We start from the raw sequence: 26,975 nt of genomic DNA on the forward strand, positions 1-26,975 counted from the left end.
CCGGCGCCCGTCTAACCGGCGCCCGTCTAACCGGCGCCCGTCTAACCGGCGTTCGGAAGAGGCGTGTAGGGCGGGAGGCCGAAGCGGGTCCTGATGGTCTGTTGGACGGAGGCCTTGTCGGCGCGGGCGTCGATGGTCAGGACGTACTCCTTGCGGCGGAAGAGCTCCAGCACCGGATCGGTCTTCGTCCGGTAGTCGGCCAGGCGGCGGGCCAGCGCGTCGGGGGTGTCGTCGGCCCGGGTGACGAGCTCGCCGCCGCAGACGTCGCAGCGGCCGTCCACCTCGGGCCGGTGGGCGATGAGGTTGTAGTCCATGCCGCAGCGCGAGCACAGGCGCCGGGACAGCACGCGGCGGCGCACCTCGTCGTCAGGCAGGTCGAGGTGGATCACGCCGTCGATGTCGTAACTCTCCAGGAAGAACTCCGTCTGCCGCCGGTTGCGCGGGAAGCCGTCGATGACGAAGCCGTAGTTCCAGTCGTGCAGCTGGAGGCGGTCTCTGACGACGTCCTCCACCAGGTCGTCTCCCACCAGCTCGCCCGCGGCGACCAGGCGGCGGACCTGGGCGCCCAGCTTGGTGTGGCGCTTGACGTGCCAGCGGAAGATGTCGCCGACGCTGATGTGCACCAGGTCCAGGTCGGAGGCGAGCAACTTGCTCTGCGTGCCCTTGCCGCTCCCCTGCACGCCCATGATCACGTATTTCCGCATGCCGCACTCCTGCCCGGAAAGCCGCGCGGTGTGATGACCGCCTCAGAACTTTATGACGCCTACTACTATGCGAGACCTACTAGTTGGCGTTACTGTCTTCCCATGGCGGATGTGACGACCAGACGGACACAGTGGTTGCGCGGCGTGCTCGACCTGTCCGTGCTGGCCCTGCTCGCCGACAGCGGCGAGAGCTACGGGTACGCGCTTCTTCAACGCCTGGAACAGGCGGGGCTGCCCGACATGAAGGCCGGCACCCTCTATCCGCTGCTCAACCGACTGGCCACCGACGGCCTGGTGCGGGCCGAGTGGCGAGCCGGGGACGGCGGGCCTGGGCGGAAGTTCTTCGCCCTGACGGACGAGGGGCGCAAGGCGCTCGCGGCCATGGGGCCGGAGTGGGTGACGTTCGCGAAGACCGCGATCGCCGTGGTGCAACGCGGAATGGACAAGAGGTGATGACAAGCATGAGCGTGCTGGACAAGAGGTACGGCGACGAACTGACGATTGCGCTGAGGCTCCACGAGATCTCCGGCGAGCGCGTCGGCGAGGTGCTGGCCGAGGTGGAGTCCCACGTGGCCGAGACGGGAGAGGACCCGAGGGTGGCGTTCGGCAGCCCGAAGGAGTACGCGGCGAAGGTCGCGGCCCAGCTCGACACCAGGTCGGGCAAACCGTCGCCGCTGCCGCACACGCTCGGCGCCGCGCTCACGGGCGCCCTGGTCTACGTCGGGGGCGGCTCGCTGCTGGCGGGGCTGGACGGGCCCATCGTTCTCACGCGGGCGGAGATCATCACGGGAACGCTCGGCCTCGGCCTCGTCATCTCCGCGATCTTCGTGCTGCTCGCGGGGGCCAGGGCCGTCACGGGCGGGAGGACGTACAAGCTGGTCGCGCTCGCTCTCGCGGCCTGCGCGATCGCGACGTTCTTCGTGGGGCGCGGCCTCGACGGCGGGCATCCCTCCGTCGAGGTGCCGCAGGCCGCCGCGATCGCCATCGGGGTGGCGGCGCTCGTGGCGTCGGTCGTCTCCCTGGCCCGCGCCGTCAAGAGAGGCCGGGTCGTCCGGCCCCGGTGACCCATACGTAGATCTCCCGATGCTTTGCCCGCGCGGCGCGCCTAGGGTCGGCCGGACCAGATGCCTTCGGAGAAGGTGGGTCCATGCGTGCGCTGACCGTCTTCCTGTCCACCCTGCTGCTGGTCACGACCGCCCCCGCGCCCGCGGGGGCGGCGAGCCGACCGGCCGCCGCCGTGCCGGACGTCGTCTACCACCGCGCCGGCTTCTCCTCCGGGACCGCCGAGGGCACGACGGCCGGTGACGGCCTGTCGTTCGGCTCGGCCGCCGGGACCGTCTCCCACACCGACGCCCTCGGCACCAAGACGTGGGAGTACGCCCGGTGGACCGCCCCTGAGCGGGACATCGGCTTCCCCGCCACCGAGCTGATCGCCTCCTGGACGGCCGACGTGCCGCCGGGGAGCTGGATGCAGGTCGAGCTCCGCGGCCGCAACGCCGAGGGCCTGACGACGTGGTACTCCCTGGGCCGCTGGGCGTACGCGGAAGGCGACATCCTGCGCACGTCGGTCCCCGGCCAGAGCGACGCCGACGCCGCCGTGAACGTCGACACGCTGGCCGCGGCGGCGGGCAAGCCGCTGAGCGCGTACCAGCTGCGCCTGACCCTCTACCGCACGCCGGGCTCGTCCGTGACGCCGCGGGTCAGGACCGCCGGGGTGATGGGCTCCCGCGTTCCCGAGCGCAAGAAGGTGCCGGTCAGCCCCGGCGGCGCCGCGTGGGGCGTCGAGCTGACCGTGCCGCGCCGCTCCCAGAACGTCCACGCCGGCCACTACCCCGAGTGGGACGGCGGGGGCCAGGCGTGGTGCAGCCCGACCTCGACCACCATGGTGCTGGGCCACTGGGACCGGTGGCCCAGCGCGGAGGAGACCGCCTGGGTCGACCCGTCCGACCCGAACCCCGAAGTCGATCACGCCGCCCGTCACACCTACGACCACGCCTACGAGGGCGCCGGCAACTGGCCGTTCAACATCGCCTACGCCGGCCGGTACGGAATGGACGGGTTCGTCACCCGGCTGCGGTCGCTGACCGAGCTGGAGCTGCTCATCAAGGCCGGCATCCCCGTCGTCACCTCGCAGTCGTTCAAGAAGGGCGAGCTGCCCGGCGCCGGATACGGCACCGACGGCCACCTGATGACGGTCGTCGGCTTCACCGCCGACGGCGATGTGATCGCCAACGACCCGGCGTCGCCCTCCAACGACGCGGTCCGCCGCGTCTACCCGCGGGCCGACTTCGAGAACGTCTGGCTGCGCAGCGGCGGCGTGGTGTACGTCATCCACCCGCCCGGCCACGCGCTGCCCGCCACGACGCCGGGACTGCCCGCCAACTGGTGACCGCCCGGAGCCCCGGATCCACGGACCCGGGGCTCCCACCTTGGGGAACCTGGCGGAAACCTCGACGCCCGGCCAAGACCTGCGTACCCTGACAACCGGAAACCGCGGGACCACCCGTCGTTTCCGCCGTGATACGCGCCGATCGGGGGGTCGTCCGGAGCAGCCGGGTCCGTCTGCGGGGCCGGAGCTGCCGCCGCGCGCGATGTCCCCGACCGCTGTGGCCGACTGACCTTCCACGCCGTGGAGCGCCCGATGACCGAGGACGAATCTGCGACGCTCGAGAAGACCCGGCTGGTGCGGCCCCAGTGGAACGGTCCGCCCCTGCTGCTGGCCTCCGAGGGCGCGCGAGCCGTGGTGGCGGGCACGGGCACCCACCTGGCGGCCTCCCGCCTGCCCACGGCCGCCGCCGTCCCGGCCACCCTCGCCGACCTCGGCCGGTGCCTGGTCGAGCGGGCGGGCCTGGCCCCGTCCGGCCTGACCGTGCTGCTCGACCCGGCGACCCCCGCCCAGCTGGGCGAGGCGCTGGAACGAGCGGCCCGTGAGGCCACCAGCGTGCTGATGTTCCACTATGTCGGGCACGGCGTGTTCGGCCCGGACCACGAGCTGTACCTGGCGACGCAGGCCACGGCCGACCTCGGGCAGGGGGCGGCCGGCCACCAGGCGCTGCCGTACACCACCGTCCGCCGGATCCTCGCCTCGTCCTCGGCCGAGTACGTCGTCCTGGTGCTCGACTGCTGCTTCACCGGCGGCGGCCGGCCGGTGCCCGCCCGCGCGGTGGACCGGGCCTTCGACGCGGCCTGGCCGGGGGCGTACGTGCTGGCGTCGTCCAGCAGGGACGGCAACTCCTGGGCGCTGCCCGGCGTCCGGCACACCGCGCTGACCGGGGCGCTGCTGCGGCTGCTGACCGAGGGCGACCCGGCGGGGCCGGAGGCGCTCACGCTCGACCACGTCCACCACCACCTGGCGGGCGTGCTGCCCGGAGCCGGGTTCCCGCGCCCGCGCCGCCTGGCGGGCGACCTCGACGGGCTGCCGCCGCTCGCCGTCAACCCCGCCCACGCCGGGCCGCGCAAGCGGCAGAACCCGCCCATCGCCTCCCCCGGCGACCTGAACAGCCCCTATAGAGGGCTGGCGGCGTACGAGCCGGAGCACACCGGGCTGTTCTTCGGCCGGGAGGAGCCGGCCAGGGCGCTGGCCGCGCGGGTGCGGCAGGCGCTGCGCGACGCCGCTCCCCCGGTGGTCAGCGGGCCTGAGCAGAGCGGCGGCCCCATCCTCGTCACCGGCCCGTCGGGCTGCGGGAAGTCGTCCCTGCTGCGTGCCGGGTTGATCCCCGCGCTGCGCGACGGCCACGGGCAGGAGCCGCCGCGCGTCCTGCTCACACCCGGCGAGCGGCCGCTGACGTCGCTGGCGCGGGCGCTCACGGCGTTCGGCGGCGGCGACCCCGAGCGGCTGCGGGCGGTCATGGAGTCCGATCCCGGCTCGGCGCGGCGCTGGCTGCCGGGGCCGCTGCTGCTGGTGGTGGACCAGTTCGAGGAGGTCTTCACCGTCTGCGCCGAGGAGGCCGAGCGGCGGCGCTTCGCCGAGACGCTCGCCCAGCTGTCGCGTTCGGCCGCCGTGGTGATGGCCGTGCGCAGCGACTTCTTCGGCCACTGCGCCGCCTACCCCGGCCTGCTGGAGGCGGCGCGCCGGCCCGAGGTCGTCGCGCCGATGACCGAGGCCGAGCTGCGCCGGGTGATCGAGGAGCCGGCCACCCGCTCGGGGCTGTCCGTGGAGCCGGGGCTCACCGACCTGATCCTGGAGGACCTGCGGGCCCTGCGCGGCGCGGACGACCTGCTCGCGCTGCTGTCCCACGTGCTGCTGGCCACCTGGCAGCGGCGTACCGGCGGCGTGCTCACCATGGCCGGCTACCGGTCTGCGGGCGGGGTCGCGCGGGCGGTCGCGATGAGCGGCGAGGAGGCGCTGCGGCGGCTGGGCGCGGAGTTCGAGCCGGTGGCGCGGGCGCTGCTGGTCCGGCTGGTGCACGTCGACGCGCGCGGCAACGGCGCCCGGCGGCGGGTCCCGCTCGCCGAGCTGAGCCCCGGCAAGGACTCCATCGAGGGGCAGGTGCTGGCGGAGTTCGTCCGGGCACGGCTGGTCACGGTGGACGGCGACGAGGCGCAGCTCGCCCACGAGGCGCTGGTGCGGGCCTGGCCGCGGCTCGGCAGCTGGGCCGAGACCGGCCGCGCGGCCCTGCTCGTCCGCCGCCGCCTCACCGAGGACGCGGAGATGTGGCGACGCGAGGGCCGCGACCCGGCGTACCTGTACACCGGCGACCGCCTGGCCACCGCCCAGGCCGTCATCGGGACGGGCGAGGGCACGGCTCCGGCACGCGCGGGACGGCGGGCCGGCGGGGGCGAGGGCACGGCGCCCGCCCGCGTGGGGCGGCGGACCGGCGGAGGCACGGCGTCGCCTCCGTCCGCGGGTGGCGGGGTCAGTGACGTCGAGCGGGAGTTCCTGGAGGCGTCGCGGCATCGGGGGCGCAGGCGTTCGCTGATCGCCAGGGGCGCGATCGCCTCGCTGACGGCGCTCGTGCTCGTCGTGGCGGCGGGCGGCATCGTGGCCCTGGTGCGGGCCGGTCAGGCGAGCGGCCGCGCGGCGGAGGCGGCCGCGCAGCGCGACCAGGCGCTCTCCCGCCAGGTCGCCGCCGCGGCCAACGCCGCGCGCGACACCTCGCTCGGGTCACAGCTGGCCCTGGCCGCCTACCGCCTGTCGGCCACCCCCGAGGCCAGGGGGGCGCTGCTCGGCTCGCTCTCCCGCCCGATCGGCGCCCGGATGATCGGCCACACCGCTCCCGTCCAGCAGGTGGCCTACCGCCGTGACGGCCGGGTCGCCGTCACCGCCTCCGTCGACTCCACCGCCCGGCTGTGGAACGTCGCCGACCCGCTGCGCCCGGCGAGCCTGGGCGTGGTGAAGGGCCACACGGGCGGCGTGGTCGCGGCGGCGTTCAGCCCCGACGGCCGGGTGCTCGCGACCGGGTCGGCCGACGGCACGGCCCGCCTCTGGGACGTCTCCGACACCGCCGCGCCACGCGCCCTGGCCACGCTGAAGGGCCACGAGGACGAGGTCGGCTCGGTGGCGTTCAGCCCGAAGGGCGACGTGCTGGCCACCGCGTCCCTCGACGGCTCGATGCGGCTGTGGGACGTCGCCGAACCGGCGCGTGCCCGCCAGGTCGCCGTCCGCGGCCAGCAGGCCGGTCTCGCCCGGGTGGCCTACAGCCCCGACGGCAGCATGGTCGCGCTCACCTCCGCCGGCACCGTCACGCTGCTCAACGTGCTGACCCCGGCCCAGCCGGCGAGCCTGGCCGTGCTGACGTCCGCGCAGGGCGGCGTGCGCAGCGTCGCGTTCGCGCCGAACGGCCTGCACCTGGCCACCTCCTCCGGCACCGGCGCGGTCGAGCTGTGGGACATCACCGCGGCCGAGCTGGTCGGCACGGCGCGCGGGCACGGCGACCCCGTGGACGACATCGCCTTCAGCCCCGACGGCACCGTGCTGGCCGGCGCCTCCGCCGACGCGACGGTCGGCCTGTGGAGCGTGGCCGACCCGGATGATCCCGAGCTGGTCGCGTCGCTGGCGGGCTTCCCCGACGCGGTGACGGGGGTGGCGTTCAGCCCGAACGGCCGGCACCTGGCGACCTCCTCCGCCGACGGGATCGCCCGGCTGTGGAACGCCACCGACGCCGCCCGCGTCGCCCCGCGCGCCCGGCTGGCCCGCCACACCGGCGCGGTGGGCGCGCTGGCGATCGACAAGGCCGGCCGCGTCCTCGCCACCGCCTCCGACGACAGGACCGTACGGCTCTGGGACGTCTCCGACCCCGCGGTGAGCAGTCCGCAGTCGATCCTGACCGGCCACACCGGCCATGTCACGGCGGCCGCGTTCAGCCCCGACGGGCGCCGCCTCCTCACGGCCTCGCTCGACCGCACCGCCCGCATCTGGGACGTCGCCGACCCGGCGGCCCCGAAACAGCTCGGCACGCTGGCGGGGCACACCGACGGCGTGCGCACGGCCGCCTACAGCGCGGACGGCCGCATGGTGGTGACCACCGGCCGCGACGGCAGGGCGCTGCTGTGGAACGTCGCCGACCCGGCCGCACCGCAGCGGGTCGCCGCGCTCGGGGCGAGCGACGCGCGGGTGAGCGCGGCGGTGTTCCGGCCGGACGGCCGGGTTCTCGCCGTCGGCTCGGGCACTTCGTCCGTACGGCTCTGGGACGTCTCCACCCCGGCGGAACCGCGTGACCTGGGCTCGTTCGCCGCCCACACCGGCGGCGTGCTCGACCTGGGCTTCACCCGCGACGGCAGGACACTGGCCACGGCGTCGTCCGACGGCACGGCGCGGCTGTGGGACGTCAGCCGTCCGCAGAGCCCGAAGCGGCTGGCGGACCTGCCGGGCCACACCGCCGGCGTGTCCGCCGTCGCCTTCGGCCCCGACGACCGCACCCTCGTCACGGCCTCGCGCGACGCGACCCTGCGGATCTGGAACGTGGTCAGCCGGGCCCGCCCGGCGCTGTGGGCCGTGCTATCCGGCCGCGACACGGTGCGCGACGTGGAGTTCGGCCCGGACGGCTCGCTGCTGGCCGGCGCGTCCGGCGCGGCTGCGCAGTTGTGGGGGCTGAACGTGGAGCAGGCGAGCGCGAACGTCTGCGAGGCGTCCGGCACGTCGATCACCCGTGCCGAGTGGTCCCGGTACGTCCCCGGCCGTCCCTTCACCCCGCCCTGCACCGCCGACTGAACGCTCAGCGGCCGGTAGGGCAGGGGTGGGCGGCGTGCCGGTTCGGGCAGCAGATCACGCCGATCGTGACGAACCGGCCGCCCCGCAGCCACTCGCCCCACTGGACGTCCACACCGCGCGGCAGAAGGTCACGGGCGTTCGCCAGCCGCTCGTCGAGGGGGACGCCCTCCGGGTGGAGCAGCGCCCCGCGCACCTTGCCGTACTCGGCGGCCAGCCACGCCACCGCCTCCTCGACGTCGTCGAAGCCGGCCGCGATCCGCGAGGCGGGCTTGGCCAGCCAGTCCCCCGTACGCATCGGCGGCAGCGCCGAGGCCCTGAACTCCGGCGAGGACGGCCTGCGCTCCTCCTCGTCGTCCCGGTCGGCACCCGCTCCCGCCCACCGGTACGCGTGCCAGTGCATGCTCTGCGCCTCCTCAGCCCAGAACGTCATGCCCTCCACTCGGCATTATCGATCCGCCCGCGGCCCGGGGCTCAGCCTGACCCGTCCGGGACGGCACTGTCAGCCCACGAGCCCGGCGACGGCGGCGTGCAAAGTGAGCAGGCCCGGGATCGACTCCGGCGGGCGGCGCCCGAAGCCGCACTCGGTGGCCACGCCGAACGCGCCGACGGCCGTCCGTGCGGCGTCGACCCGCCGTCGTGCGCCCTCCAGACCGTCGCCCGCGTGGATGAGCCCCAGGTAGAGCTCCGTATCGGCGGGCAGCCGCAGGCCGCGCAGCGGGGCGAAGTACGCCGGATCCGTACGGTCGATGGGGACGGGCAGGTGGATCCACGCGAGCGGCCGGGCGAGCCGGTCGGCCAGCGCGTCGGCGACGGCCGCGAGACGGCCGGTGTCCTTGGGCTGGACGAAGTGGCGGTGTCCGCTGTCGCCGTAACACAGGTGGTAGCCGAGCTCCGCGCCGGCGGGGACCGCGTCGCCCAGGCGGGTCAGCCGGTCGAGGATGCCCTGTTCGAGATCGGGGATCCAGCCGGGGAAGACGCCCTCCAGCATGCCGAACTCGACCGCCGTGTCCCACTGGATCGACAGCCGGTCGTGCGGGACGGCGTCGGCGATCAGCTCCAGCTCGCGGAGCATGGCGGCCTCGTACGCCGGCTCGACCGCGGCCTGCGACCCCGGGGCGCCGTACAGCCGTACGGGGGCCATCGGCGTCGGAAGGCTCACCTGGAAACGGATGTCGGGCAGCACGCCGTCGTCGCGCAGGCGCTCGAAGACCTGCCACGACGCGCGCGCCGCCGCCGCGTACCCGAGCTCGCCGAAGCTCAGCTCGGCGGGGTCGAACCCGTCACGCAGCCGGTACTTCGCGGTGCGGCTGTACTCGCCGTTCTGGTTGCCGTCCGTGACGAGGCCGGCGGTCCTGGCGAACACCGCGCCCTGCCAGAACGTCCAGTTGGCCCGCGCCCCGGTCTCCCCGTCAGTGACCCGCCGCAAGCGGTCTCCGAGCCGACCGGTCACGGAACGGAAGACCTCCTCGGCATCGCCGAGCGGGACACTGCCGACGAGATGCACGCTATGAATAGACATTCGCCACAAACTAGTCTCTATCGGACAGACCACCCCGCCCTAACCTCGCCCTCCTGGACCCTGGCTCGCCCTTACCCCGCCATACGATCCACCCGGCCAGGGGAGTACGCGCCGGCGCCGAACGCGCGGGGCCGCCCTGGGTGGGAGTGCCACGACCACCCTCGGCACGCGATTCCCGCCTAGCCTCGAACCATGGACACGGACAACCCGCTGGGCCGCTTCCCGAGGGCCCGCCGCGAGCCGGTCCGGCCCGAAGACGCGCCGGCCCCGCACGTGAACGGTGCGCCCGGCCGGCAGCGCGTCGTCCACCAGGCCGATCCGGGGAGCCCCTGACGGGCGGCCTCGCCTCCGGCCGCCCGAAGGCGTACTGACCACCCTGTCACCCACGTGGCCGGCGACCGCCGGCTCGCCATCCTTCCATGCCCGAAACGCCGTCCCGGCGTGCCCGAAACCTTCGAGGAGAACGCATGACCAGCAAAGTCATCCTGATCACCGGCGCGAGCAGCGGCATCGGCGAGGCCACCGCGCGGCGGCTGGCCGCCGAAGGCCACCGCGTGGTGATGGGCGCCCGCCGCGAGGACCGGCTCGCCGCGACCGCCAAGGAGATCGAGGCGGCCGGCGGCTCGGCGGACGTCCACCGCCTGGACGTCACCGACCGGCGCGACGTCGCCGCGTTCGTGGACGCCGCCGCCGAGCGGCACGGCCGCGTGGACGTGATGATCGCCAACGCCGGCGTGATGCCGCTGTCCAGGCTTGACGCGCTGCTCGTCGACGAGTGGGACCGGATGATCGACGTCAACGTCCGGGGCCTGCTGCACGGCATCGCCGCGGCCCTGCCGCACTTCCAGCGCCAGGGCTCGGGCCACTTCGTCACCGTCGCGTCGATCGGCGCGCACGAGGTGTCGCCGACGGCCGCCGTCTACTGCGGCACGAAGTACGCCGCCTGGGCGATCACCGAGGGCCTGCGCCAGGAGCTCGACCCCGGCATCCGCGTCACCACCGTCTCCCCCGGCGTCGTGGAGTCGGAGCTGGCCGAGTCGATCAGCGACCCGGTCGCGCGGGACACGATGCGGACGTACCGGGCGAACTCCATCCCGCCGAGCAGCATCGCCGACGCCATCGCGTACGCGATCGGCCGGCCGCCGGCCGAGGACGTCAACGAGATCATCGTCCGTCCCGCCCGGCAGCGCTGAGGTCACCGCGGCAGTACCGGCAGCGCCGTCGGCCCCTCGGTCGAGATCGACAAGGTGTAGTCGAGGTCGCCCGCGTCCACGGCCAGGCGCAGCCCCGGAAAGCGGGTGAACAGCATGGACAGGGCGATCCCGGCCTCCAGCCGGGCCAGCGGCCCGCCCAGGCAGGAGTGCTCCCCGCGGCCGAACCCGAGGTGCGCCTCGGGCGCGCGCGAGACGTCGAACCGCTCGGCGTCCTCGCCGAACCTGGCCGGGTCGGTCCCCGTCGCGCCGAACCCGATGACCAGGGCCTGCCCCGCCCGCACGGTCACCCCGCCGATCCGCACGTCACGCAGCGGATAGCGGCACAGGGCGTTGACCACCGAGCTGCGGCTGCGCAGCGCCTCCTCGACCACCTCGGCCCAGCCGTCGCCGGCGATGGCCGCGCCGAGCTGCTCCCGGTCGGAGCACAGCGCCACGACGGCGTTGGTGATCAGGTGAACCGTGGTCTCGTGACCGCTCATGATCATGACCCAGAGGACCCACACCAGCTCGTCGTCGATGAGCCCGTCGCCGTCCTCGTCCCGCGCGAGGCAGAGGGCGGTGGTGAGGTCGTCGCCGGGGTCGCGGCGGCGCCACCGGACGTGCGCGCTCAGGTACGCCCGTAGCTCCGCGCCCGTCTTCGCCAGCTCCGGCGGGGCGGCGCCGAACGAGACGAGCGTCCTGGTCCAGTCGCGGATGTGGTCGCGGTCCTGCGCCGGGACGCCGAACAGCTCGCAGATCACCGTGATCGGCAGCGGCTCGGTGTAGTGGCGGACGAGGTCGACCCCGTCGCCCTCGTCCGCCACCCGGTCGAGCAGCTCTCCGGCCAGCGTGCGGATGCCGGGTTCGAGCGCGTGCACGAGGGCCGGGGTGAAGGCCCGGCTGACCAGGCTGCGCAGCCGCCGGTGCTCGGTGCCGTCCTTCATCAGCAGATGATCGGCCTGGACCATGTACCGCAGGGGCCAGTCGGCCGGGATGGTGCCGTCGTGCAGCGCCGCGAAGTTGCGCGGGTCGTTGCTGAAGAGATCGCTGTCGTGGGCCAGGATCTCGTTGACCGCGTCGTAGCTGGTCACGAGCCAGGCCGCGACTCCACCCGGCAACTCGACCGGCGTGACGGGCCCGGCCTCGTCGCGGAGCCGGCGCACGGTCTGTGACAGCCGCTCGCCAGGCGCCGGTAAGGGGTGCATCTCCAAGAAAGTCTCCATGGTGAGGGGTTGCCATTGTCGCGTACCCGTCAAAGACGGCGCCGGGCAGCGGCGCCTGCCCCCTCCGCCACGTGTTCAGACCACCGGGCCGCCCTCCGGCTGGAGCGCGTACGCGATGCCGGCGTCGATGTCGCCGTCGAACCCGGTGCGGTACGCCACCCGGTAGGCGTCGTCGCCGAGCGCGTCGCGGGCCTGCCGCTCGCACGCCCTCCTGGCGGCCACCCATGCGGGCACGCCGGCCTGCGCCTGGCCGTGGGTGCTCCACAACCGTTGCGCCAGCCCGAGCAGCCGGGCCACCCGCAGCGCCTGTCCGGCCGCGCCCGCCGCGAGGGCGAGCAGGTCGACGGCCAGGCAGATGCCGAAGCTGTCGTGCAGCCGCCACTTCGTCCGCAGCGCCGCCTGCCCGTGGGCGGTGGCCGCGTCCGGGCGGCCCGAGCAGAGCTCGGCCTGCCCGCGCATGAGGTCGCCGTGGGAACGCATCGACTGCTCGCCCCGCGCGTCGCAGAGCACGCGCAGGTCTTCCAGTACGGCGATGGCCTCGCCGACGCGCCCGCCGACGGTGAGCGCGTGGGCGCGGCACAGCAGCGTCACCAGCTCGGCGATGGTGAGGTCGTTCGTGAGGCCGCCGGTGAGATCGCCGGTGAGATCGCCGGTGAGGCCGCCGTCGCGGCGGGCCTGGTAGGCGGCCTCGGACGCGGCCATGACCTGTGTCAGGTCACCGCGGATCGCCCCGGCCAGGGCCCGCAGGGCGGTGACGCACGTCCGCGCGTACGCGTCGCCGCCGTCGGCCGCCGCCTCGCACTGGGCCGCCCTGGTCTCGGCACTGTCGGCGTCGCCCTGCGTGGCCGCCAGCAGACCGTCGGCCCACAGCGCCTGCACGAGGGCCGGGCCGGGCGTCGCGTCGAGGGAGAGGGCCTGGCCCAGGTAGTGGCGGCCCTCCTTGACGTAGCCGCAGCCGTACCAGAAGAAGGCCAGGGTGCCGGCCAGCTCCAGCGCGGGGACGGGGTCCTTCGCGGCGAGGGCGTTCTCCAGGGCGGCACGCAGGTTGTCGTGCTCGCCGATCATGCGGTCGTACCAGGCGCTCTGGTCGGGCCCGAGCCAGCCGTCGGCGCCGCGGCGGGCCAGCGCCAGGTAGTGGTCGCGGTGGCGGCGCCGGGCGAGCTCCTCCTCGCCGAGGTCGCGCAGCCGGCCGGCGCCGTATTCGCGCAACGTGTCGAGCATGCGGTAGCGCTCGCTCCCGCCGGTCGGCAGCCACATCAGGATCGACTCCTCGGCCAGCGTGTCGAGCAGCAGCCCGACGCCGGCCTCGGGCAACCGCTCGTCGGCGCACACCGCGCGGACGGCCTCGACGTCGAAGTCGCCGGAGAACACCGACAGCCGCGCCCACAGCAGCCGCTCGGCCGGCTCGCACAGCTCGTGACTCCACCCGACAGTGGTACGCAGCGCGCGGTGCCACGGCGGTTCGGCCGCGTGGGGTGCGTCAGGGTCGTCGCCGAGCGCGGCGAACCGGTCGTCGAGCCGGTCCACCAGGTGCCGGACCGGCAGCTCACGCAGCCGGGCCGCGGCCAGCTCGATGGCCAGCGGGATGCCCTCCAGCCTGCGGCACAGGCGTACGACGGCCTCCCGGTCGTCGGCCGGCTCGAAGCCGGGGACGGTGTCGGCGGCGCGCTCGGCCAGCAGCCGTACCGCGTCGCCGTCGAGCGCCGTGGCGCCCTCGGGCGGGACCGGCAGCGGCTCGATCGCCTGCACCACCTCGCCGGGCGCCTCCAGCGGGCGGCGGCTGGTCGCCAGCACGCGCAGGCCGGGCACGGCGTCGAGCAGCGCCGTCACCGTCCGGGAGCAGGCACGGGCCAGATGTTCGCAGGTGTCGAGGACGAGCAGCACGTCACGGTCGTGCAGGTGGTCGGCCAGCACCTGGGTCATCGGCCGGGTGGTCTGGTCGCTCAGCCCGAGCGCCTCGGCGATCCGGTGGGGCAGCAGCGCGCCGTCGTCGAGCGGCGCCAGCTCCACCAGCCACGCCCCGCCATCGAACGACGGGCGCAGGTCGGCGGCGGCCCGCAGCGCCAGGCGTGACTTGCCGACGCCGCCGACGCCGGTGAGCGTCACCAGCCGCGACCGCCCGCAGGCCTGGCGCACCTCGTCTAGCTCGGCACGGCGGCCGACCAGACTCGTCGGCTCCGAAGGGAGGTTTCCCGCGGGCCACTGCCTTGACATCGTGATCGCCACCCATCGGCTACCGGCGTGACAGCAGCTTGCCGGATTCCCCGGCGCCCGGTCACGAAAAAGGAGAAAGTCACGAGTCACTACCGGAAGATCGTTCACGTATGTGTTACGGCCGGTTCGCGGCGTCGCGGGGCCGGTAGCCCTGTTGTCACCCCAAGTGACTTTACTCCTCCATGGCGCCAGTTGGCGGGGTTGAGAACCACGTGATCGCCGCTCCCCCGATTCCCGGCACTTTCCCGGCACGCCACGAACGTGCCATCACGCACAAAGATCCGGCCAAAGCCGCAGGTCACCCCGTATTTCGTCCCGTGGTCGCACGCGTGGTCTTCGTAGCATCGGCAGCATCCCCGTGGATCCCCGGAGAAGGAGCGCTGTGGGACACGATCACGAAGGTCAGCGGGTCAGCAGGCGGCGGCTGATCACCGGCATCAGCTCGCTCGGGCTGGGCGGCCTGCTGGCCGCGTGCGCCAAGGCGGAGAGCACGACGTCGGTCGCCACGATCACACCGCGGGCGGCCACGGCCGGCGACGTGACCGCCCTGTTCGCCGAGGCCCGTACGTGCCGGATGACCACCGCCGTCACCCAGGGCCCGTTCTATTTCGACGCCGACCTCGTCCGCGGCGACATCCGCGAGGGCAAACCGGGCGTACGGCTGCGGGTGGCGATCAAGGTGCAGGACGGCAGGACGTGCCGGCCGCTGCCGAACGCGGTGGTGGAGATCTGGCACTGCGACGCGAACGGGCTCTACTCCGGTGCCGAGTCGTTGTCCACCGCCGGCCCCCTGAGCGCCGGATTCCAGCCCTTGGAGAACGGCGAGTTCGCCGACATGAAGCCCGCCGACCGCAAGCGCTACCTGCGGGGCGCCCAGGTGGCGAACGCCGACGGCGTCGTGGAGTTCACCACCATCTGGCCTGGCTGGTACCACGGCCGCACGATCCACATCCACGCCATGGTCCACATCGCCGACCAGCGGGTGCTCACCACCCAGTTGATGTTCGACGAGACGCTCAACCGCAAGGTCATGGCGACCCAGCCGTACGCACAGCGCACCGGCCGCAAGGTCTTCAACGCCGCCGACGAGGACTTCGACGAGAGCATGCTCCTGACGACCGTCCCCGACGGCGACGGCTACCTCGCCGCCATCACCCTGTCCACCGAGACCTGACCCCAGACGCCCACGAACCCGCGGGTCACCGCCCCCGAGCCCGGCACAGCCGAGCCGGCGGAACGCCCGACCGCGCAGGGGAGCCGGGTGCGTGTCCGGGCTCGCCCTCGTCCACGGTCAGGCCGCCGAATCCTCCTCCTCGGCTTCGTGCTCCTCCGCGTCGCCCCGGTCCAGCGCCAGCTTGGCGATCCTGAACCGCGCGCAGCGCGCCTCCAGCTCGCGTTCGTCCTCAGAAACCCACTGTTCGATCATGGGCACCAAAGTGATCACACGCGGGCCGCCGGACGCGCGGACTTGGCGCAGACTTTTCATCCCAGCAACTCGACCGTGCCGCGCTCGCCGTCCACCCTGATCAGGTCGCCGTCGCGGACGCGCATGGTGGCGTTGCCGGTGCCGACCACGGCGGGGATGCCGAGCTCCCTGGCCACGATCGAGGCGTGCGACAGCGGCGCGCCCAGATCGGTCACGACGGCCGCGGCCCGCGGGAACAGTGGCGTCCACCCGACGTTCGTCAGCGTGGTCACCAGGATCTCGCCGGGCTTGAGTCGTTCGCCCTCCTCCGGGCCGGAGATCACCCGGGCGACGCCCTCCACCACGCCGGGCGCGCCCGGGAAGCCGGTCACGGTGTCGCTCACCGGCACGCGGGAGCCGCGCGCGTCGTAGAGGTCGGAGCGCCGGTCGGGGTCGGCCGCCCAGCGCACCGGGTCGAAGCGGCCGACGATCAGCGTCGGGTACGGCGGCAGGGCGGCGTACCGCTCGTACGCCGCCCGCCGGGCCGGCACCTTCTCCAGCACGCCCGCGTCGCCGCGCAGCAGCGCGAGCAGCTCCTCCACGTACAGGTGGAAGACGTCGTCGCCGCGGCCGGTCAGCTCGCCCGCCCGCACGGCGAACGCCCGCAACGCCCAGAACGCCCGGACGACCTCGGAGCGCGCCTGCTCCCGGTCGCGCACCACCGCGTTCCAGCGCCGGACGCGGGCGCGCATCCTCGCCTCCTTGCGGGGGTGACGCCGCGCGAAGCGGGCCCACGCCTCCTCGCGGGCCCGGCGCTGGCGTTCGAGCAGCGCCTCGGTGCCGGCCGTGATGTCGCGCAGGCCCGCGAGCTGGGCGTCGATCCATGCCAGGTCCTCGCCGGGCCGCGGGATCGACACCTCGAACTCGTGCGGGCCGCGGTGACCGTACGCGCGGGCGAACTCGTCCCTGGTGATCTCGCCGCGGGACAGCCGGGCCAGACCCATCACCGGCCCCAGGCTGGCCAGCTCGCCGTCGCCGTTGACGCCGGTCAGCATCGCCTCGGCGTCGATGTCGCCCACCAGCCGGCGAAGCCGGTCGCGGGTGAAGACCAGGGTGGAGCCGCCCTGGCGCCCCGCGGCCTCCAGCATGCGGCTCGCGGTGACGAGGTACGGCAGCAGCTCCCGTTCGCACAATTCGGCCAGCTCGGGGGCGGAGCCGGCGGCCGCGACGCGCCCGCGCACGTCCTCGAAGGTCTGCCGGGCGGTGGCCAGGAAGGCGTGCAGGCCCTTGGCGTGGCGTCGGACGCGGCGCAGCATGCGGACGGCCACGGGCGTCACGCGCCTGATGACCTGCAGACGGGTCAGGTCCACCCGCGGCACGTCGAGGCCGGGCGGCAGCTTGCCGAAGACCTGCTCGATCGCGCCGATCCTGCTGCGCATGCCGACCGCGCCGGCGATGGTGTAGACGGCGCTGAGGTTCATGTAGAAGCGGCCGCCGATGTTGCCGACCAGGTCGACGCCGGGCAGCGTCGAGGAGGACATGGCCTCGCCGATGAAGACGCGCACGAACGACCACGTGAGCGGCGTCATCACGCCGGGGATGGCCTCGCCGAGGTTGCCGGCGCTCCACAGGTGGTCGCCCTTGAGGCTGTCGTTCCACTCCTCGGCCTGCGGTTCGAGGGCGGTGACGGGCCGGGCCTGGACGAGCGCGAAGGCGCCGTCGCGGCGGGTCCACTCGATGTCCATCGGCGTGCCGTACAGCTCCTGGACGCGTGCGCCGACGCGGGCCAGCTCGACGGCCTGGGCGTCGTCGAGCACCGGCGCGCCGCGCAGCCCGGCGGGGACGGGCCGCTCCCCGGTGCCGCCGGCGGTCCGCACGGTCATGACCGTCTTGTCGCCGGTACGCGCCTCGACGACCGCGCCGCCCGACACCACGACCGTGTCGGGGGTGACGTGGCCGCCGACGACCGACTCGCCGAGCCCCCACGACGCGTTGATCACGATCCTGTCGCGGGCGCCACTGACCGGGTCGGCGGTGAACATGACGCCGGCCGCGTCGGCGTCCACCAGCTCCTGGACGACCACGGCCAGCGCCACGTCGTCGTGCGGCACGCCGTTCCTGTCGCGGTAGGCGATGGCGCGGGCGTTCCACAGTGAGGCCCAGCAGCGCCGCACCGCGTCGAGCAGGCCGTCTCCTCTGACGTTGAGGTAGGTGTCCTGCTGCCCGGCGAAGGACATGCCGGGCAGGTCCTCGGCAGTGGCGGACGAGCGCACCGCCACGGGCACGTCCGGGCCGAGCGCGGCGTACGCGGCCTGGATCTCGGCGGCGAGGTCGGCGGGCAGGTCGCGCGCGGCGAACAGCCCGGGAATGCGCTCAGGAAGGCCGGAGGCGGCGGCGCGCAGGATCTCGTCACGGAACCCGGCCACGAACGAACGGTAGGCGTCCGTCGTGACGTGGAAGCCGCGCGGAACCGGCAGCCCGGCCCTGGTCAGCCGGGCCAGTGAGGCTCCTTTGCCACCGACGGTCGCGAGGTCGGCCGCGGCGTCGTCCAGCGGGAGCACGGCCTTCATCGCACGACCTCCTTGGCGCCGAGAGAGGCGGCCAGCTTGTCGTGGGCGGTCTCCTCCATGGCGTCGAGGAAGCCGAGGGTGGCGCGGGCGACGGCGTCCCGGGCGTCGCGGGAGAGGGGCCGGCCCGTGGTCAGCGCCCGCTCGATGGTGTCGGCCACCAGCTCCGCCAGCCGGTCGCCGGACGGCCTGACTTCTTCCGGCATGCCGTCGGGCAGGAAGAGGAACCCGTGGACGATCGAGGTGACGACCACCACATGGTCGCCCGGGTCCTCGCGCACCGCGCCGTGCTCGACCAGCTCGGCCAGGTACGCGGCGAACGCCCCGCCGAGCGGCAGCCCGCCGCGCCACTTGCGCCGGGTCAGCTTGCCGAGCACCTCGGAGTCGCCCGACAACACCGCCTGGAGCAGCGGCCGGCGCAGCAGCGCCCGGGCGAACTCGCCGAACAGCTCGCCCAGCGTGGCCGGCGCCTTCTCGCGCACCTCGGCCAGCATGAGCAGCCGCTCACGGCGCAGCAGCGCGGCGAAGATGTCGTCGCGGGTCCTCCAGTGCAGGTAGATGGTGCCCTTGGCGACGCCGGCGCGCTTGGCCACGTCGTCGATCGTGGTCTTGTCGTAGCCCCAGCGCAGCACCAGCTCGCCCACGGCGTCGAGGATGCGGTGCGCGCGTTCGCGCTGGCGCGCCGGATCCTGCGGCGGACGCCCGGCCCTGACCATACGTCTCACCTCTCATTTGTTTGACTAGATGAGACTATTTGGTCATTTAATTATCGGCAACCCTCCGTTCACCGGATTCTGGCCAGCAGGGCTCTGGCCTCGTGGGCGTACACCGGGTGGCCGGTCGCGACCGCCCGTTCCAGCAGCCGCCTGGCCGGCTCCAGATCGCCGCGTTCGTACCGGATCTCGCCCAGGCGGCAGGCGGCCTCGGCCACCAGGTCCTCCTGCTCGGTGAGCCCGAGCGCCAGCGCGTAGAAGCGCAGTGCGCCGTCCCGGTCCCCCAGCCGGTGGCACAACGCGCCGAGGTGCGCCGCCGCCGGCCCCGCGTGCTCGCCGCCCGCGTCGATGACCCGCTGGTACCAGGTGAGGGCCTCGGGGAAGTCACCGTTGCCCGCGGCCAGCTCGCCCAGGTGCATCGCGAGCAGCGTGGCGGGTGCCTCGCCGGCGGACCGCCGCCCGCCCTCCGGGCGCCGCGTCTCCGGCACGGCGACGCCGTCGAGGCAGGCCACCCAGTGCGCCAGCACCGGATGCCCGCCCGTCCTGGCCCGCCGCAGCAGCCTGGCCCCCTCGCCGGGCACGCGCCTGCAGACCACCGCCGTGTACGACAGCGCCAGCGGGTCCCCGCCGGCCGCCGCCGACCGGAGCATCGCGACCGCCACCGGGAGGTCGGACCCGGCCGCGGCCAGCGCGTGCCCGTACACGGCGGCCCCGATCGCGGAGACCGCCGCGTCGTGGTGCTCCGCGACCGCCCGCAGCCGGGCCAGCCCCTCCTCCCGGCCCAGCCGCCGGCGGTCGAGCAGCGCCTCCAGCACGGGGTGCGGCTCGCGCAGCAGGTGCAGCAGGAAGGCCGCGTGGAAGCCCCGCACCGGGTCGTCGCCCTCGGCCACGTACGTCAGCAGCTCGTCGGCCTGCTCCCGGTCCCCCGCGCCGAGCTCCAGCTCGGCCAGCGCCACCATGGCCCGCGGCGACTGGACGGCCGCGCCGGCGTCTGCGGCCCGGCGCAGCAACCGCCTGGCCTCCGCCACGTCACCGGCCCCGAGTCGGTGGAGGCCGGCGTCGATGTCACGCAGCGCCCGCTCCTCGACCGGCCCGTCGGGCGGCGGATGGAGGGCGTCGTGCTCCAGCAGCAGCGCGCCCTGGAACGCGGCGTCGCGGTCGGGGTGCCGGGAGGCGAGCACGGCCAGCTCCGCGATCTCGTCGCGGGCGTCCGGGTCCCGGTCCAGCAGCTGTCCGAGCAGGCCGACGCAGGCCGGCGCCCACGTGTGCTCGCCCTCCTCCAGCACCGCCCAGACCGAGGCCAGCGTGGCGTCCGTCTCACCGGCCTCGGCGTGCGTCCTGGCCAGGCAGGCCCAGGCGTGCACGGCGTGCGCCGGGTGGCCGCTGGCGACCACCCGGCGCAGCAGAGCCTTGGCCTCGGCGTCCTCGCCGAGCCGCGCGGACACCTCGGCCAGCCCGATGAGCGCGGGCAGCCGGATCTCCGGCCTCGGGTCCTCGGCGGCCACCCGGTAGGCGGCGGCCGACTCGGCGTGCTCGCCGAGCTCGTCCAGCGCCGCGCCGAGCAGCCGGTAGGCCATGGCCCGGTGATCGGGGTGGCCGACGGCGACGGCGTGCTCGCACACCTCGCGGGCCGCGGCGAAGCGGGCCTGCTCGGCGTACATGCCGTGGAGCCGGAGGGCGGCCAGCGACACCACCTCGGGGTCGCCGCACGTCAGCAGGGCCCGCAGGTCGTCCTCGTCCTCGGCGGTGTCGTAAAGGTCGCGGGCCGGGACCGGGTCGTCGGGGAAGCGGGGCACCTCCAGCCGTGCGGCCAGCTCCGCCACGGACGGGCTGTGGCACCTGCGGGCCCGTTCCAGCGCCGCCTGCGCGCCCGGCGTGTCGCCCAGCTGGGTGCACACCAGCACCAGCGCCGTGTCGGCCAGCGCGGCCACCTCGAAGTCGGCGCCGTCAGAGGCGATCGAGAGCACCCGGTGCGCGGCGGGCCACTCCTTGGCCTGGATGAACAGCATCCCCATGGCCATGGCGGAACGCTGCCCGAACACCGGGTCGCCCGACTGGATCACCGAGCGGTGCGCCGCCTCGGCGCCGTCCAGGTCCCCGCTCTCCTGCAGCAGCCCGGCCAGCAGGTGGGACGCTTCCGGGTCGCCGGTGGCCGCGATCTGCCGGAACAGCGCGGCGGCCGCGTCGAGCTCTCCCGCCTTCCAGTGGTCCATGGCCGCGTCGAGCTGTTCTGACGCCATTCCTCACCCCAAAGTCATAGATCAATGTGAAGAAGCTACATATATGAGACGCCTGTCACAGGGCATTCTGAGATCTCCGGACCTGCCCCGGCCAGGGGCGAGAGCGCCGTAGCGTAGGGGGCATGGGCAAGGCGTTCTGGATCGACCAGGAGTTCGACAGGGATCGTGACGGGCGCTACGCCGTACACGTACGCAAGAAGCTCGACGAGTTCGAGTGGGGCGACATCGCGCCGGTGCGGTTCGCCTGCGCGGCCTGGCGGCTGGCCACGCCACCGTCGCTGGACCCGGGCCTGATCCGGTGGGACCGCCGCGTCCTGGAGGCGACCTGCCACCGCAACACCTGGGACGGCACGCTCTACGCCCGCGTCCGCATCGTCTCGCCGCTGCCCGACGAGCTGCGCCGCTCGCGCACCTGGTGGCGCGACCGCGGCTGGCTGGGCTGGCAGGAGACCTTCGGCCAGTACGTCGAGCCCACCCAGCAGGACCTCGCGCGCAGCCCGTTCCTGCGCGCGTCGCTGCTGGTCGAGGCGCCGCTGCCGCTCGACGACCTGCCGCCGGAGCCGGAGGGCCCGCACGAGGAGGTCGAGCAGAGCGCCCACCGCGCGGTCACGGTGCTGGTCCGCGAGCTGAACGCGCTGGTGTCTCCCGTGCTCGACCAACTCGGCTGAGGGTCCCGCCGCCCGTACCGCGGTGCGGCATGCATGGGGGGCAAGTGGGTAGCACGCCCCCATGAGGTTGCCGCTCATCGTGCTGGCGTCGGCACTCGCCGTCACCGGCTGCGCCCCCGACACCGGATCCCCCGCGCGGGCCGCCGAACGTTTCCACGCGGCACTCTCCGCGGGCCAGACCCAGGCCGCGTGCGCGATGCTCGCGCCCGAGTCCGCAGAGGAACTTCCCGACCCCGGCCAGAGCTGCGCCGACGCGCTGCGCGAGTTGCGCTTCGGCCCCGGCGGCCGGGTCACCGAGGTGAGCGTGTGGGGCGAGGACGCGCAGGTGCGGCTGGCCGGCGACACGCTCTTCCTGCACCGCTTCGGCGACGGCTGGCGGATCAGGGCTGCAGGCTGCACGCCGGTGCGCGACCTCCCTTACGACTGCGAGGTGGAGGACTGATGCGGGTGATGTTCACGCTGACCCTGCTGGTGATCGTGGCGGGGCTGGCGTGCTTCTTCGCGATGGGATGGTCGAGGCTGTGAGATGGCTCAGGGAGAACTCCCTGTCGGTGGCGTTCCTGGTGCTGTTCCTGCTGACCGTGGGCGGCCAGGCGGTGGCGGGCCTGCACGAGTACAACGACCAGCAGCTGGCGCAGGGGCTGACGCCGATCTCGTTCTTCGCGTACGTGGCCTCGTCGTCGTACGCGGTCGACGTGGCGGAGAACTGGCAGTCGGAGTACCTGCAGTTCTTCCTGTTCATCATGCTCACCGTCTGGCTGGTGCAGAAGGGCTCGCCGGAGTCGAAGGAGCCGCACGCCGCGGGGGCCGAGTCCGACGAACGCCAGCAGATCGGGCGTTACGCCGACGACGACTCCCCGAAGTGGGCGCGGGTCAAGGGGCCGCGGCTGTGGTTGTTCAGCAACTCGCTGGGGCTCGTGATGGGGACGATCTTCCTGCTGTCGTGGCTGGCGCAGTCGGTCGCGGGGCAGGCGGCGTACAACTCGGAGCGGCTGATCGACCTGCGCGACCCGGTCTCGTGGGGGACGTACGTGACCTCCGCGGAGTTCTGGAACCGCAGCCTGCAGAACTGGCAGTCGGAGATGCTGGCCGTGCTGTCGATGGTGGTGCTGTCGATCTACCTGCGTCAGCGGGGCTCGCCGGAGTCGAAGCCGGTGGGCGCGGCGCACACGTCGACCGGGGTCGAGGGCTGACCGGTGACCACGGCGACGACGCGCGTGCCGGGAGCGAAGGCGCCGCGGCGGGCGAGGTCGACGATGCCGTAGAGCATCTTCGCCACATACACCCCTTCCACACGATATTTCGCGATAAATGCGTCCAAGGCCGGTGTCGACTTGGCGTAGCCGCCGAAGTGGTAGTCCAGGTTGACCGCCCAGTTCGACCACGTACGCCCGTACGCCTCCCGCTGCAGCCTGGCCACCTCGCCCTCCAGGAACCCGGCTCCCTTCAGCACCGCGAAGCCGAGGGCCCGTCTGCCCTCCGGCAGCCCGGCCGCGATGCCGGCCAGCGTCCCGCCGGTGCCGACCGGGCAGCAGACGACGTCGTACCCGATCGGGATCTCCCCCGGCAGCTCGGCGCAGCCGCGCACGGCGGCGGCGTTGCTCCCGCCCTCGGGCAGGATCGCGATGTCGGCGCCCCAGCGGGCGCGCAGCGCGGCCCGCACCTCCTCGGTGTGCTTGCGGCGGTAGGCGGCCCGGTCGAGGTAGGTCAGCGTCATGCCGCAGGCCGCCGCGCGGGCGAGCACCGGGTTGAGCGGCAGGTGCTCCTCGCCGCGGATGACGCCGACGGTCTCGATGCCGTGGCGCGCCCCTGCCTCGGCGACGGCCCTGATGTGGTTGGAGTACGCGCCACCGAACGTCAGCAGCCTGCGATGCCCCAGGTTGTACTTGAGCTTGCGCGGCTTGTTGTCGTCGTGCATCAGGAACACCCGGACCCGCCCGAGCCCTGGATCCAGGAGCTCCTCCATGGCGCTAGTCTACGGACGGGTCCCTGTTGAGGAGTGTTGGGTTATGCGCGTTGTTGAAGCTTTTCGTGAAGCCTACGCCGGGTCGCCCCAGACCGTCTGGCACGCACCCGGCAGGGTCAACCTCATCGGCGAGCACACCGACTACAACGACGGCTTCGTGCTGCCGTTCGCGGTGCCGTGGGGCGTCACGGCGGCCGTCACCCCGCGCAGCGACGGCGTCATCCGGGTCCTGTCCCTGCAGTCCCCCGGCGAGCCGGCCACCTTCACCAGCCACGACCAGTCGACCGGCTGGACGCGTTACGTCGTCGGCGTGCTCGACATGATGGGTGACGACGTCGCGGGCGCCGACATCGCCGTCGACGGCGACGTGCCGCAGGGCGCCGGCCTCAGCTCCAGCGCCGCCCTCGAAGTGGCCGTCGCCTCGGCGCTCAACGACGCGCTCGACCTCGGCAGGACGCCCATGGAGCTCGCCCTGCTCAGCCAGAAGGCCGAGAACGACTTCGTCGGCATGCCCTGCGGCATCATGGACCAGGCCGCCTCGGCGCTGTGCGAGGAGGGCCACGCGCTCTTCCTCGACTGCCGCTCGCTCGCCTCCCGTACGATCTCGCTCGACCTGGCCGCCCACGGCCTGAGCATGCTGATCATCGACACGCAGGTGCACCACGAGCACGCGGGCGGCGAGTACGCCAAGCGCCGCGCCGAGTGCGAGTCGGCCGCCCGCAAGCTCGGCGTCGCCGCCCTGCGCGACGTCACCGACCTGGCGGCGGCACTGGACCGGCTCCAGGGCGACGAGCGCAAGCGCGTCATGCACGTCGTCACCGAGAACCACCGCGTCGAGGCCCTCATCGGCCTGCTGCGGGCGGGCGCCGTCACCGAGATCGGCGCCCTGCTCAACGCCTCCCACCTGTCGCTGCGCGACCAGTACGAGGTCTCCGCCCCCGAGCTCGACGTGGCGGTGGAGGCGGCGATCAGGGGCGGGGCGCGGGGCGCGCGGATGACCGGCGGCGGCTTCGGCGGCTCGGCCATCGCGCTGGTGCCGGTCGACCGCCTCGACGGCGTCAAGGAATCGGTGTCGAAGGCGTACGAGGAACGGGGCTTCCGCGCCCCGCGCTTCCTGCCCGCCACCCCGGCGGCGGGCGCCCGCCGCGTCGAGGTGGTCTGACCCGGCTACCGGGGCGGGAAGTTCGGCGGGCGGCGCTCCAGGAAGCTGGCGACGCCCTCCTGGAAGTCCGGCCGCTTGAACGACGCGGCCATCTCCTGGGTGGCCGCCTTGGCCGACTCTTCGAGGGTGACGTCCCAGTCGTGCCAGACCTGCCGCTTGATCACCGCCATCGACGCCGGGGAGCTGTGCACGGCCAGCTCCCCGGCGTACTCCTGCGCCCGCGCGAGCAGTGACTCCCCCGGCACGGCCCGGTTGGCCAGACCCATCTCGTACGCCTCCCGCCCGGTGAACGTCCGGCCCGACAGCAGCACGTCCATGGCCCGCTGCGGGCCCACGAGGCGGGGCAGCACCCAGGACAGCCCGTACTCGGCGATCAGGCCCCGGCGCGCGAAGGCCGTCGTCCACTTGGCCTCCTCGGCCGTGAAGACGAGGTCGCACATGAGGGCGTGCACCAGGCCCAGGCCGGCGCAGGCGCCGTTGACGGCGGCGATGATCGGCTTGCCGATGGTCGTGGGGAACGTGTTCGGCCGCGGGTCGGGGACCTCCTCGTACGAGCCGGACTGGATGGCGGTGAGGGTCTTGAAGTCGGCGCCGGAGCAGAACCCCTTGCCCGCGCCGGTCACCACCACCGCCCGCACCGCGGGGTCGCCCTCGGCCTCGGCCAGGAGGTCGAAGTAGCGCCGCCCCATCGCGCCGGTCCAGGCGTTGAGGGTCTCGGGACGGTTGAAGGTCAGCGTGAGCACGCCCTGGTCGAGCGTCGAAAGCACGAGTTCCGCCATACCGTCAACCGAATCATGTTCTAGCCCGGGAAGGCAAGGACACGGTGACCCCTTGGCCCGGGAGCCGCGTGGGACGGCTGCCACGACGTCCGCGACCTGGGCGGGCCGCCCCCGCGCGAGCGGCTAATGGCGGTGGACGAAGTTGGGGCTCAGTACGCGGGTGTCGTAGTAGCGGTGGAAGACGGGCGTGGCGCCGCCCGACAGGGGTGGCACGATCCACGACCAGTCCGCCGGGCACACCCGCCCGGCCTTCTCCTCCTTCGACAGGTGGGCGAGGAAGCGGCGCGACTCGGTGTGGTGGTCGGTGATCGTGACCCCCGCCTGCTCGAACGAGTGCAGCACGGCCACGTTCAGCTCGACCAGGGCGTGGTCGCGCCAGAGCGTGCGCTCGGTGGAGGCGTCCAGGCCGAGCCGCTGCGCCACCGTTCTGAGCTGGTCGTAACGGTCCATGTCGGCGAGGTTGCGGGCGCCGATCTCGGTGCCCATGTACCAGCCGTTGAAGGGCGCGCAGGGGTAGCAGATGCCACCGATCTCCAGGCACATATCCGAAATAGCCGGAACGGCGTGCCAGCGCAGCCCTAGCTCCTCGAACCACGCGTACTCCGGGTGCGTCAGCGGCACCTCCAGGACGGCGTCGCCCGGCAGGTGGCACAGCAACGGCTCACCGAGGGCCGGCTGGATGATGACGGGCAGCACGTCGAACCGGCCGCCCCTGCCGCGCCACCCCATCGCCCGGGCGGTCTCGGTGAGCTCGACGTTGCGCGGGTCGCCCACGACGCCCTCCTCGGTGCGGTATCCGGCGTAGCGGATGAGCTGGTCGTTCAGGATGCGCGGGGCGGGCAGGGACGGGGCGTCCGGCGCCATGACGGTGATCGTGGGCCGGATCTTGCCCGTTCCGGTGGCCTCGCGCAGGTGGGCCACGCATTCCAGGGCCACGCCCTCGGCCGCGCTCACCTGCCGCCGGTCGCGGACCCTCAGCGAACGCCAGTACAGCCGGCCGATGCACCGGCTGCTGTTGCGCCAGGCCACGCGGGCGCCGAACTCGAGCTCCTCGTAGGTATGGGTGTATGTCCCGTAGCGGGCAATGTCCCTGGCGATGTCGCGCAGGCGGGCGTGCAGTCCTCCAACGGAGGGGTTCTCGGCGTGGAAGAGCCTGATGAAGCGCTCCGCCTCGCGGAGTTCGGTGGTGCGCTCGGCCACCGCGTGGGCGGTGGGCATCTCGAAGGGACGCAGGGACCTGATCCAGGTAGGCACGCGGCAACCAGCACTTCTCCGTCATCGGATCGCCCCGCCGATTCCGGGTCGGCGACACGTCCTGGCTGGCGGCGCCCTCTCCTCGCCACCATCACGACATTCCCGCGGCTCCGGCCCACGAAGAACCGGCGCCCTCATCTTTCCCTGCCACACCCCGCGTTGTCCCGGAAATCCCGAAATCATGTGATGAGCACGCTACATAGCGTGAAACCCGGACA

Annotated in this window: 23 protein-coding genes; 11 read left to right on the forward strand and 12 right to left on the reverse strand. The window is 73.6% G+C overall.

Annotated elements, in window-relative coordinates:
- Positions 1-41 precede the first annotated feature (41 nt).
- Positions 42-704 (reverse strand): adenylate kinase family protein, encoded by a 663-nt coding sequence (locus tag E1286_RS02850; RefSeq protein WP_132608693.1) that lies wholly within the window; start codon positions 702-704, stop codon positions 42-44.
- A 102-nt stretch (positions 705-806) separates the two neighbouring features.
- On the opposite strand from E1286_RS02850, the gene E1286_RS02855 reads away from it, so the two are divergent.
- From E1286_RS02855 to E1286_RS02870, 4 genes are all read left to right on the forward strand, one after another.
- Complete coding sequence (locus E1286_RS02855) at positions 807-1,157, forward strand: PadR family transcriptional regulator (protein WP_132608694.1); 351 nt, start codon at positions 807-809, stop codon at positions 1,155-1,157.
- Positions 1,158-1,165: 8 nt separating this feature from the next.
- Positions 1,166-1,768: an HAAS signaling domain-containing protein gene (locus tag E1286_RS02860; protein ID WP_132608695.1), complete on the forward strand. Its 603-nt coding sequence runs from the start codon at positions 1,166-1,168 to the stop codon at positions 1,766-1,768.
- Positions 1,769-1,851: 83 nt separating this feature from the next.
- Positions 1,852-3,093, forward strand: a complete 1,242-nt coding sequence (locus E1286_RS02865; protein ID WP_132608696.1) for a peptidase C39 family protein — start codon at positions 1,852-1,854, stop codon at positions 3,091-3,093.
- Between the two features lie 252 nt (positions 3,094-3,345).
- Complete coding sequence (locus E1286_RS02870) at positions 3,346-7,854, forward strand: caspase, EACC1-associated type (RefSeq protein ID WP_132608697.1); 4,509 nt, start codon at positions 3,346-3,348, stop codon at positions 7,852-7,854.
- A gap of 4 nt (positions 7,855-7,858) precedes the next feature.
- Here the strand turns inward: E1286_RS02870 and E1286_RS02875 are convergent, their stop codons facing one another.
- Complete coding sequence (locus tag E1286_RS02875; RefSeq protein WP_132608698.1) at positions 7,859-8,284, reverse strand: hypothetical protein; 426 nt, start codon at positions 8,282-8,284, stop codon at positions 7,859-7,861.
- Positions 8,285-8,353: 69 nt separating this feature from the next.
- Positions 8,354-9,280: a hypothetical protein gene (locus E1286_RS02880; RefSeq protein ID WP_223189494.1), complete on the reverse strand. Its 927-nt coding sequence runs from the start codon at positions 9,278-9,280 to the stop codon at positions 8,354-8,356.
- A gap of 285 nt (positions 9,281-9,565) precedes the next feature.
- Between E1286_RS02880 and E1286_RS47495 the strand changes: the two genes are divergently transcribed.
- On the forward strand, positions 9,566-9,706 hold the full coding sequence (locus E1286_RS47495) for a hypothetical protein (protein WP_165969539.1): 141 nt from the start codon (positions 9,566-9,568) through the stop codon (positions 9,704-9,706).
- A 134-nt stretch (positions 9,707-9,840) separates the two neighbouring features.
- Positions 9,841-10,566 carry an SDR family oxidoreductase gene (locus E1286_RS02885; RefSeq protein WP_132608700.1) on the forward strand — a complete coding sequence of 242 codons (726 nt, stop codon included), beginning with the start codon at positions 9,841-9,843 and terminating at the stop codon, positions 10,564-10,566.
- Positions 10,567-10,568: 2 nt separating this feature from the next.
- On the opposite strand, the gene E1286_RS02890 is transcribed toward E1286_RS02885, so the two are convergent.
- Complete coding sequence (locus E1286_RS02890) at positions 10,569-11,789, reverse strand: cytochrome P450 family protein (RefSeq protein WP_132608701.1); 1,221 nt, start codon at positions 11,787-11,789, stop codon at positions 10,569-10,571.
- 75 nt (positions 11,790-11,864) lie between these two features.
- Positions 11,865-14,003, reverse strand: a complete 2,139-nt coding sequence (locus tag E1286_RS02895) for an ATP-binding protein (RefSeq protein ID WP_132608702.1) — start codon at positions 14,001-14,003, stop codon at positions 11,865-11,867.
- A gap of 382 nt (positions 14,004-14,385) precedes the next feature.
- Here E1286_RS02895 and E1286_RS02900 point away from each other — a divergent pair, with 382 nt between their 5' ends.
- Positions 14,386-15,177, forward strand: coding sequence for an intradiol ring-cleavage dioxygenase (locus tag E1286_RS02900; RefSeq protein WP_132608703.1), 792 nt, complete (start codon positions 14,386-14,388; stop codon positions 15,175-15,177).
- A gap of 117 nt (positions 15,178-15,294) precedes the next feature.
- Here E1286_RS02900 and E1286_RS51135 read toward each other — a convergent pair whose 3' ends face one another.
- The 4 genes from E1286_RS51135 to E1286_RS02915 all read right to left on the reverse strand — a co-directional run bounded on the left by E1286_RS51135 (position 15,295) and on the right by E1286_RS02915 (position 20,928).
- Entirely contained in the window at positions 15,295-15,429 is a 135-nt protein-coding gene (locus E1286_RS51135) for a hypothetical protein (protein WP_281282614.1), read from the reverse strand.
- Positions 15,430-15,485: 56 nt separating this feature from the next.
- Positions 15,486-17,978: a PEP/pyruvate-binding domain-containing protein gene (locus E1286_RS02905; protein ID WP_132608704.1), complete on the reverse strand. Its 2,493-nt coding sequence runs from the start codon at positions 17,976-17,978 to the stop codon at positions 15,486-15,488.
- Positions 17,975-18,691 (reverse strand): TetR/AcrR family transcriptional regulator, encoded by a 717-nt coding sequence (locus E1286_RS02910; RefSeq protein ID WP_165969540.1) that lies wholly within the window; start codon positions 18,689-18,691, stop codon positions 17,975-17,977. Before E1286_RS02910 ends, E1286_RS02905 begins: the two co-directional genes overlap by 4 nt.
- Positions 18,692-18,759: 68 nt before the next feature.
- Positions 18,760-20,928, reverse strand: coding sequence for a tetratricopeptide repeat protein (locus E1286_RS02915; protein WP_132608706.1), 2,169 nt, complete (start codon positions 20,926-20,928; stop codon positions 18,760-18,762).
- Between the two features lie 122 nt (positions 20,929-21,050).
- Between E1286_RS02915 and E1286_RS02920 the strand changes: the two genes are divergently transcribed.
- The 3 genes from E1286_RS02920 (at position 21,051) to E1286_RS02930 (ending at position 22,789) form a co-directional block, all read left to right on the forward strand.
- Positions 21,051-21,596, forward strand: a complete 546-nt coding sequence (locus E1286_RS02920; protein WP_132608707.1) for a hypothetical protein — start codon at positions 21,051-21,053, stop codon at positions 21,594-21,596.
- Between the two features lie 61 nt (positions 21,597-21,657).
- Positions 21,658-22,038 carry a hypothetical protein gene (locus E1286_RS02925; RefSeq protein ID WP_132608708.1) on the forward strand — a complete coding sequence of 127 codons (381 nt, stop codon included), beginning with the start codon at positions 21,658-21,660 and terminating at the stop codon, positions 22,036-22,038.
- 79 nt (positions 22,039-22,117) lie between these two features.
- Entirely contained in the window at positions 22,118-22,789 is a 672-nt protein-coding gene (locus tag E1286_RS02930; protein WP_223189496.1) for a DUF6766 family protein, read from the forward strand.
- On the opposite strand, the gene E1286_RS02935 is transcribed toward E1286_RS02930, so the two are convergent.
- Positions 22,723-23,562 carry a 1-aminocyclopropane-1-carboxylate deaminase/D-cysteine desulfhydrase gene (locus E1286_RS02935; RefSeq protein WP_132608709.1) on the reverse strand — a complete coding sequence of 280 codons (840 nt, stop codon included), beginning with the start codon at positions 23,560-23,562 and terminating at the stop codon, positions 22,723-22,725. The two genes, E1286_RS02930 and E1286_RS02935, sit on opposite strands and share 67 nt — an antisense overlap.
- A 43-nt stretch (positions 23,563-23,605) precedes the next feature.
- On the opposite strand from E1286_RS02935, the gene galK reads away from it, so the two are divergent.
- Complete coding sequence (gene galK / locus E1286_RS02940) at positions 23,606-24,724, forward strand: galactokinase (RefSeq protein ID WP_132608710.1); 1,119 nt, start codon at positions 23,606-23,608, stop codon at positions 24,722-24,724.
- A 5-nt stretch (positions 24,725-24,729) separates the two neighbouring features.
- Here galK and E1286_RS02945 read toward each other — a convergent pair whose 3' ends face one another.
- Both E1286_RS02945 and E1286_RS02950 read right to left on the reverse strand, forming a co-directional pair.
- Complete coding sequence (locus E1286_RS02945; protein WP_132608711.1) at positions 24,730-25,503, reverse strand: enoyl-CoA hydratase-related protein; 774 nt, start codon at positions 25,501-25,503, stop codon at positions 24,730-24,732.
- Between the two features lie 123 nt (positions 25,504-25,626).
- Entirely contained in the window at positions 25,627-26,757 is a 1,131-nt protein-coding gene (locus E1286_RS02950; RefSeq protein WP_246074364.1) for a nitric oxide synthase oxygenase, read from the reverse strand.
- Positions 26,758-26,975 lie beyond the last annotated feature (218 nt).

Source organism: Nonomuraea terrae, from assembly GCF_004348995.1.
Taxonomy (GTDB): Bacteria; Actinomycetota; Actinomycetes; order Streptosporangiales; family Streptosporangiaceae; genus Nonomuraea; species Nonomuraea terrae.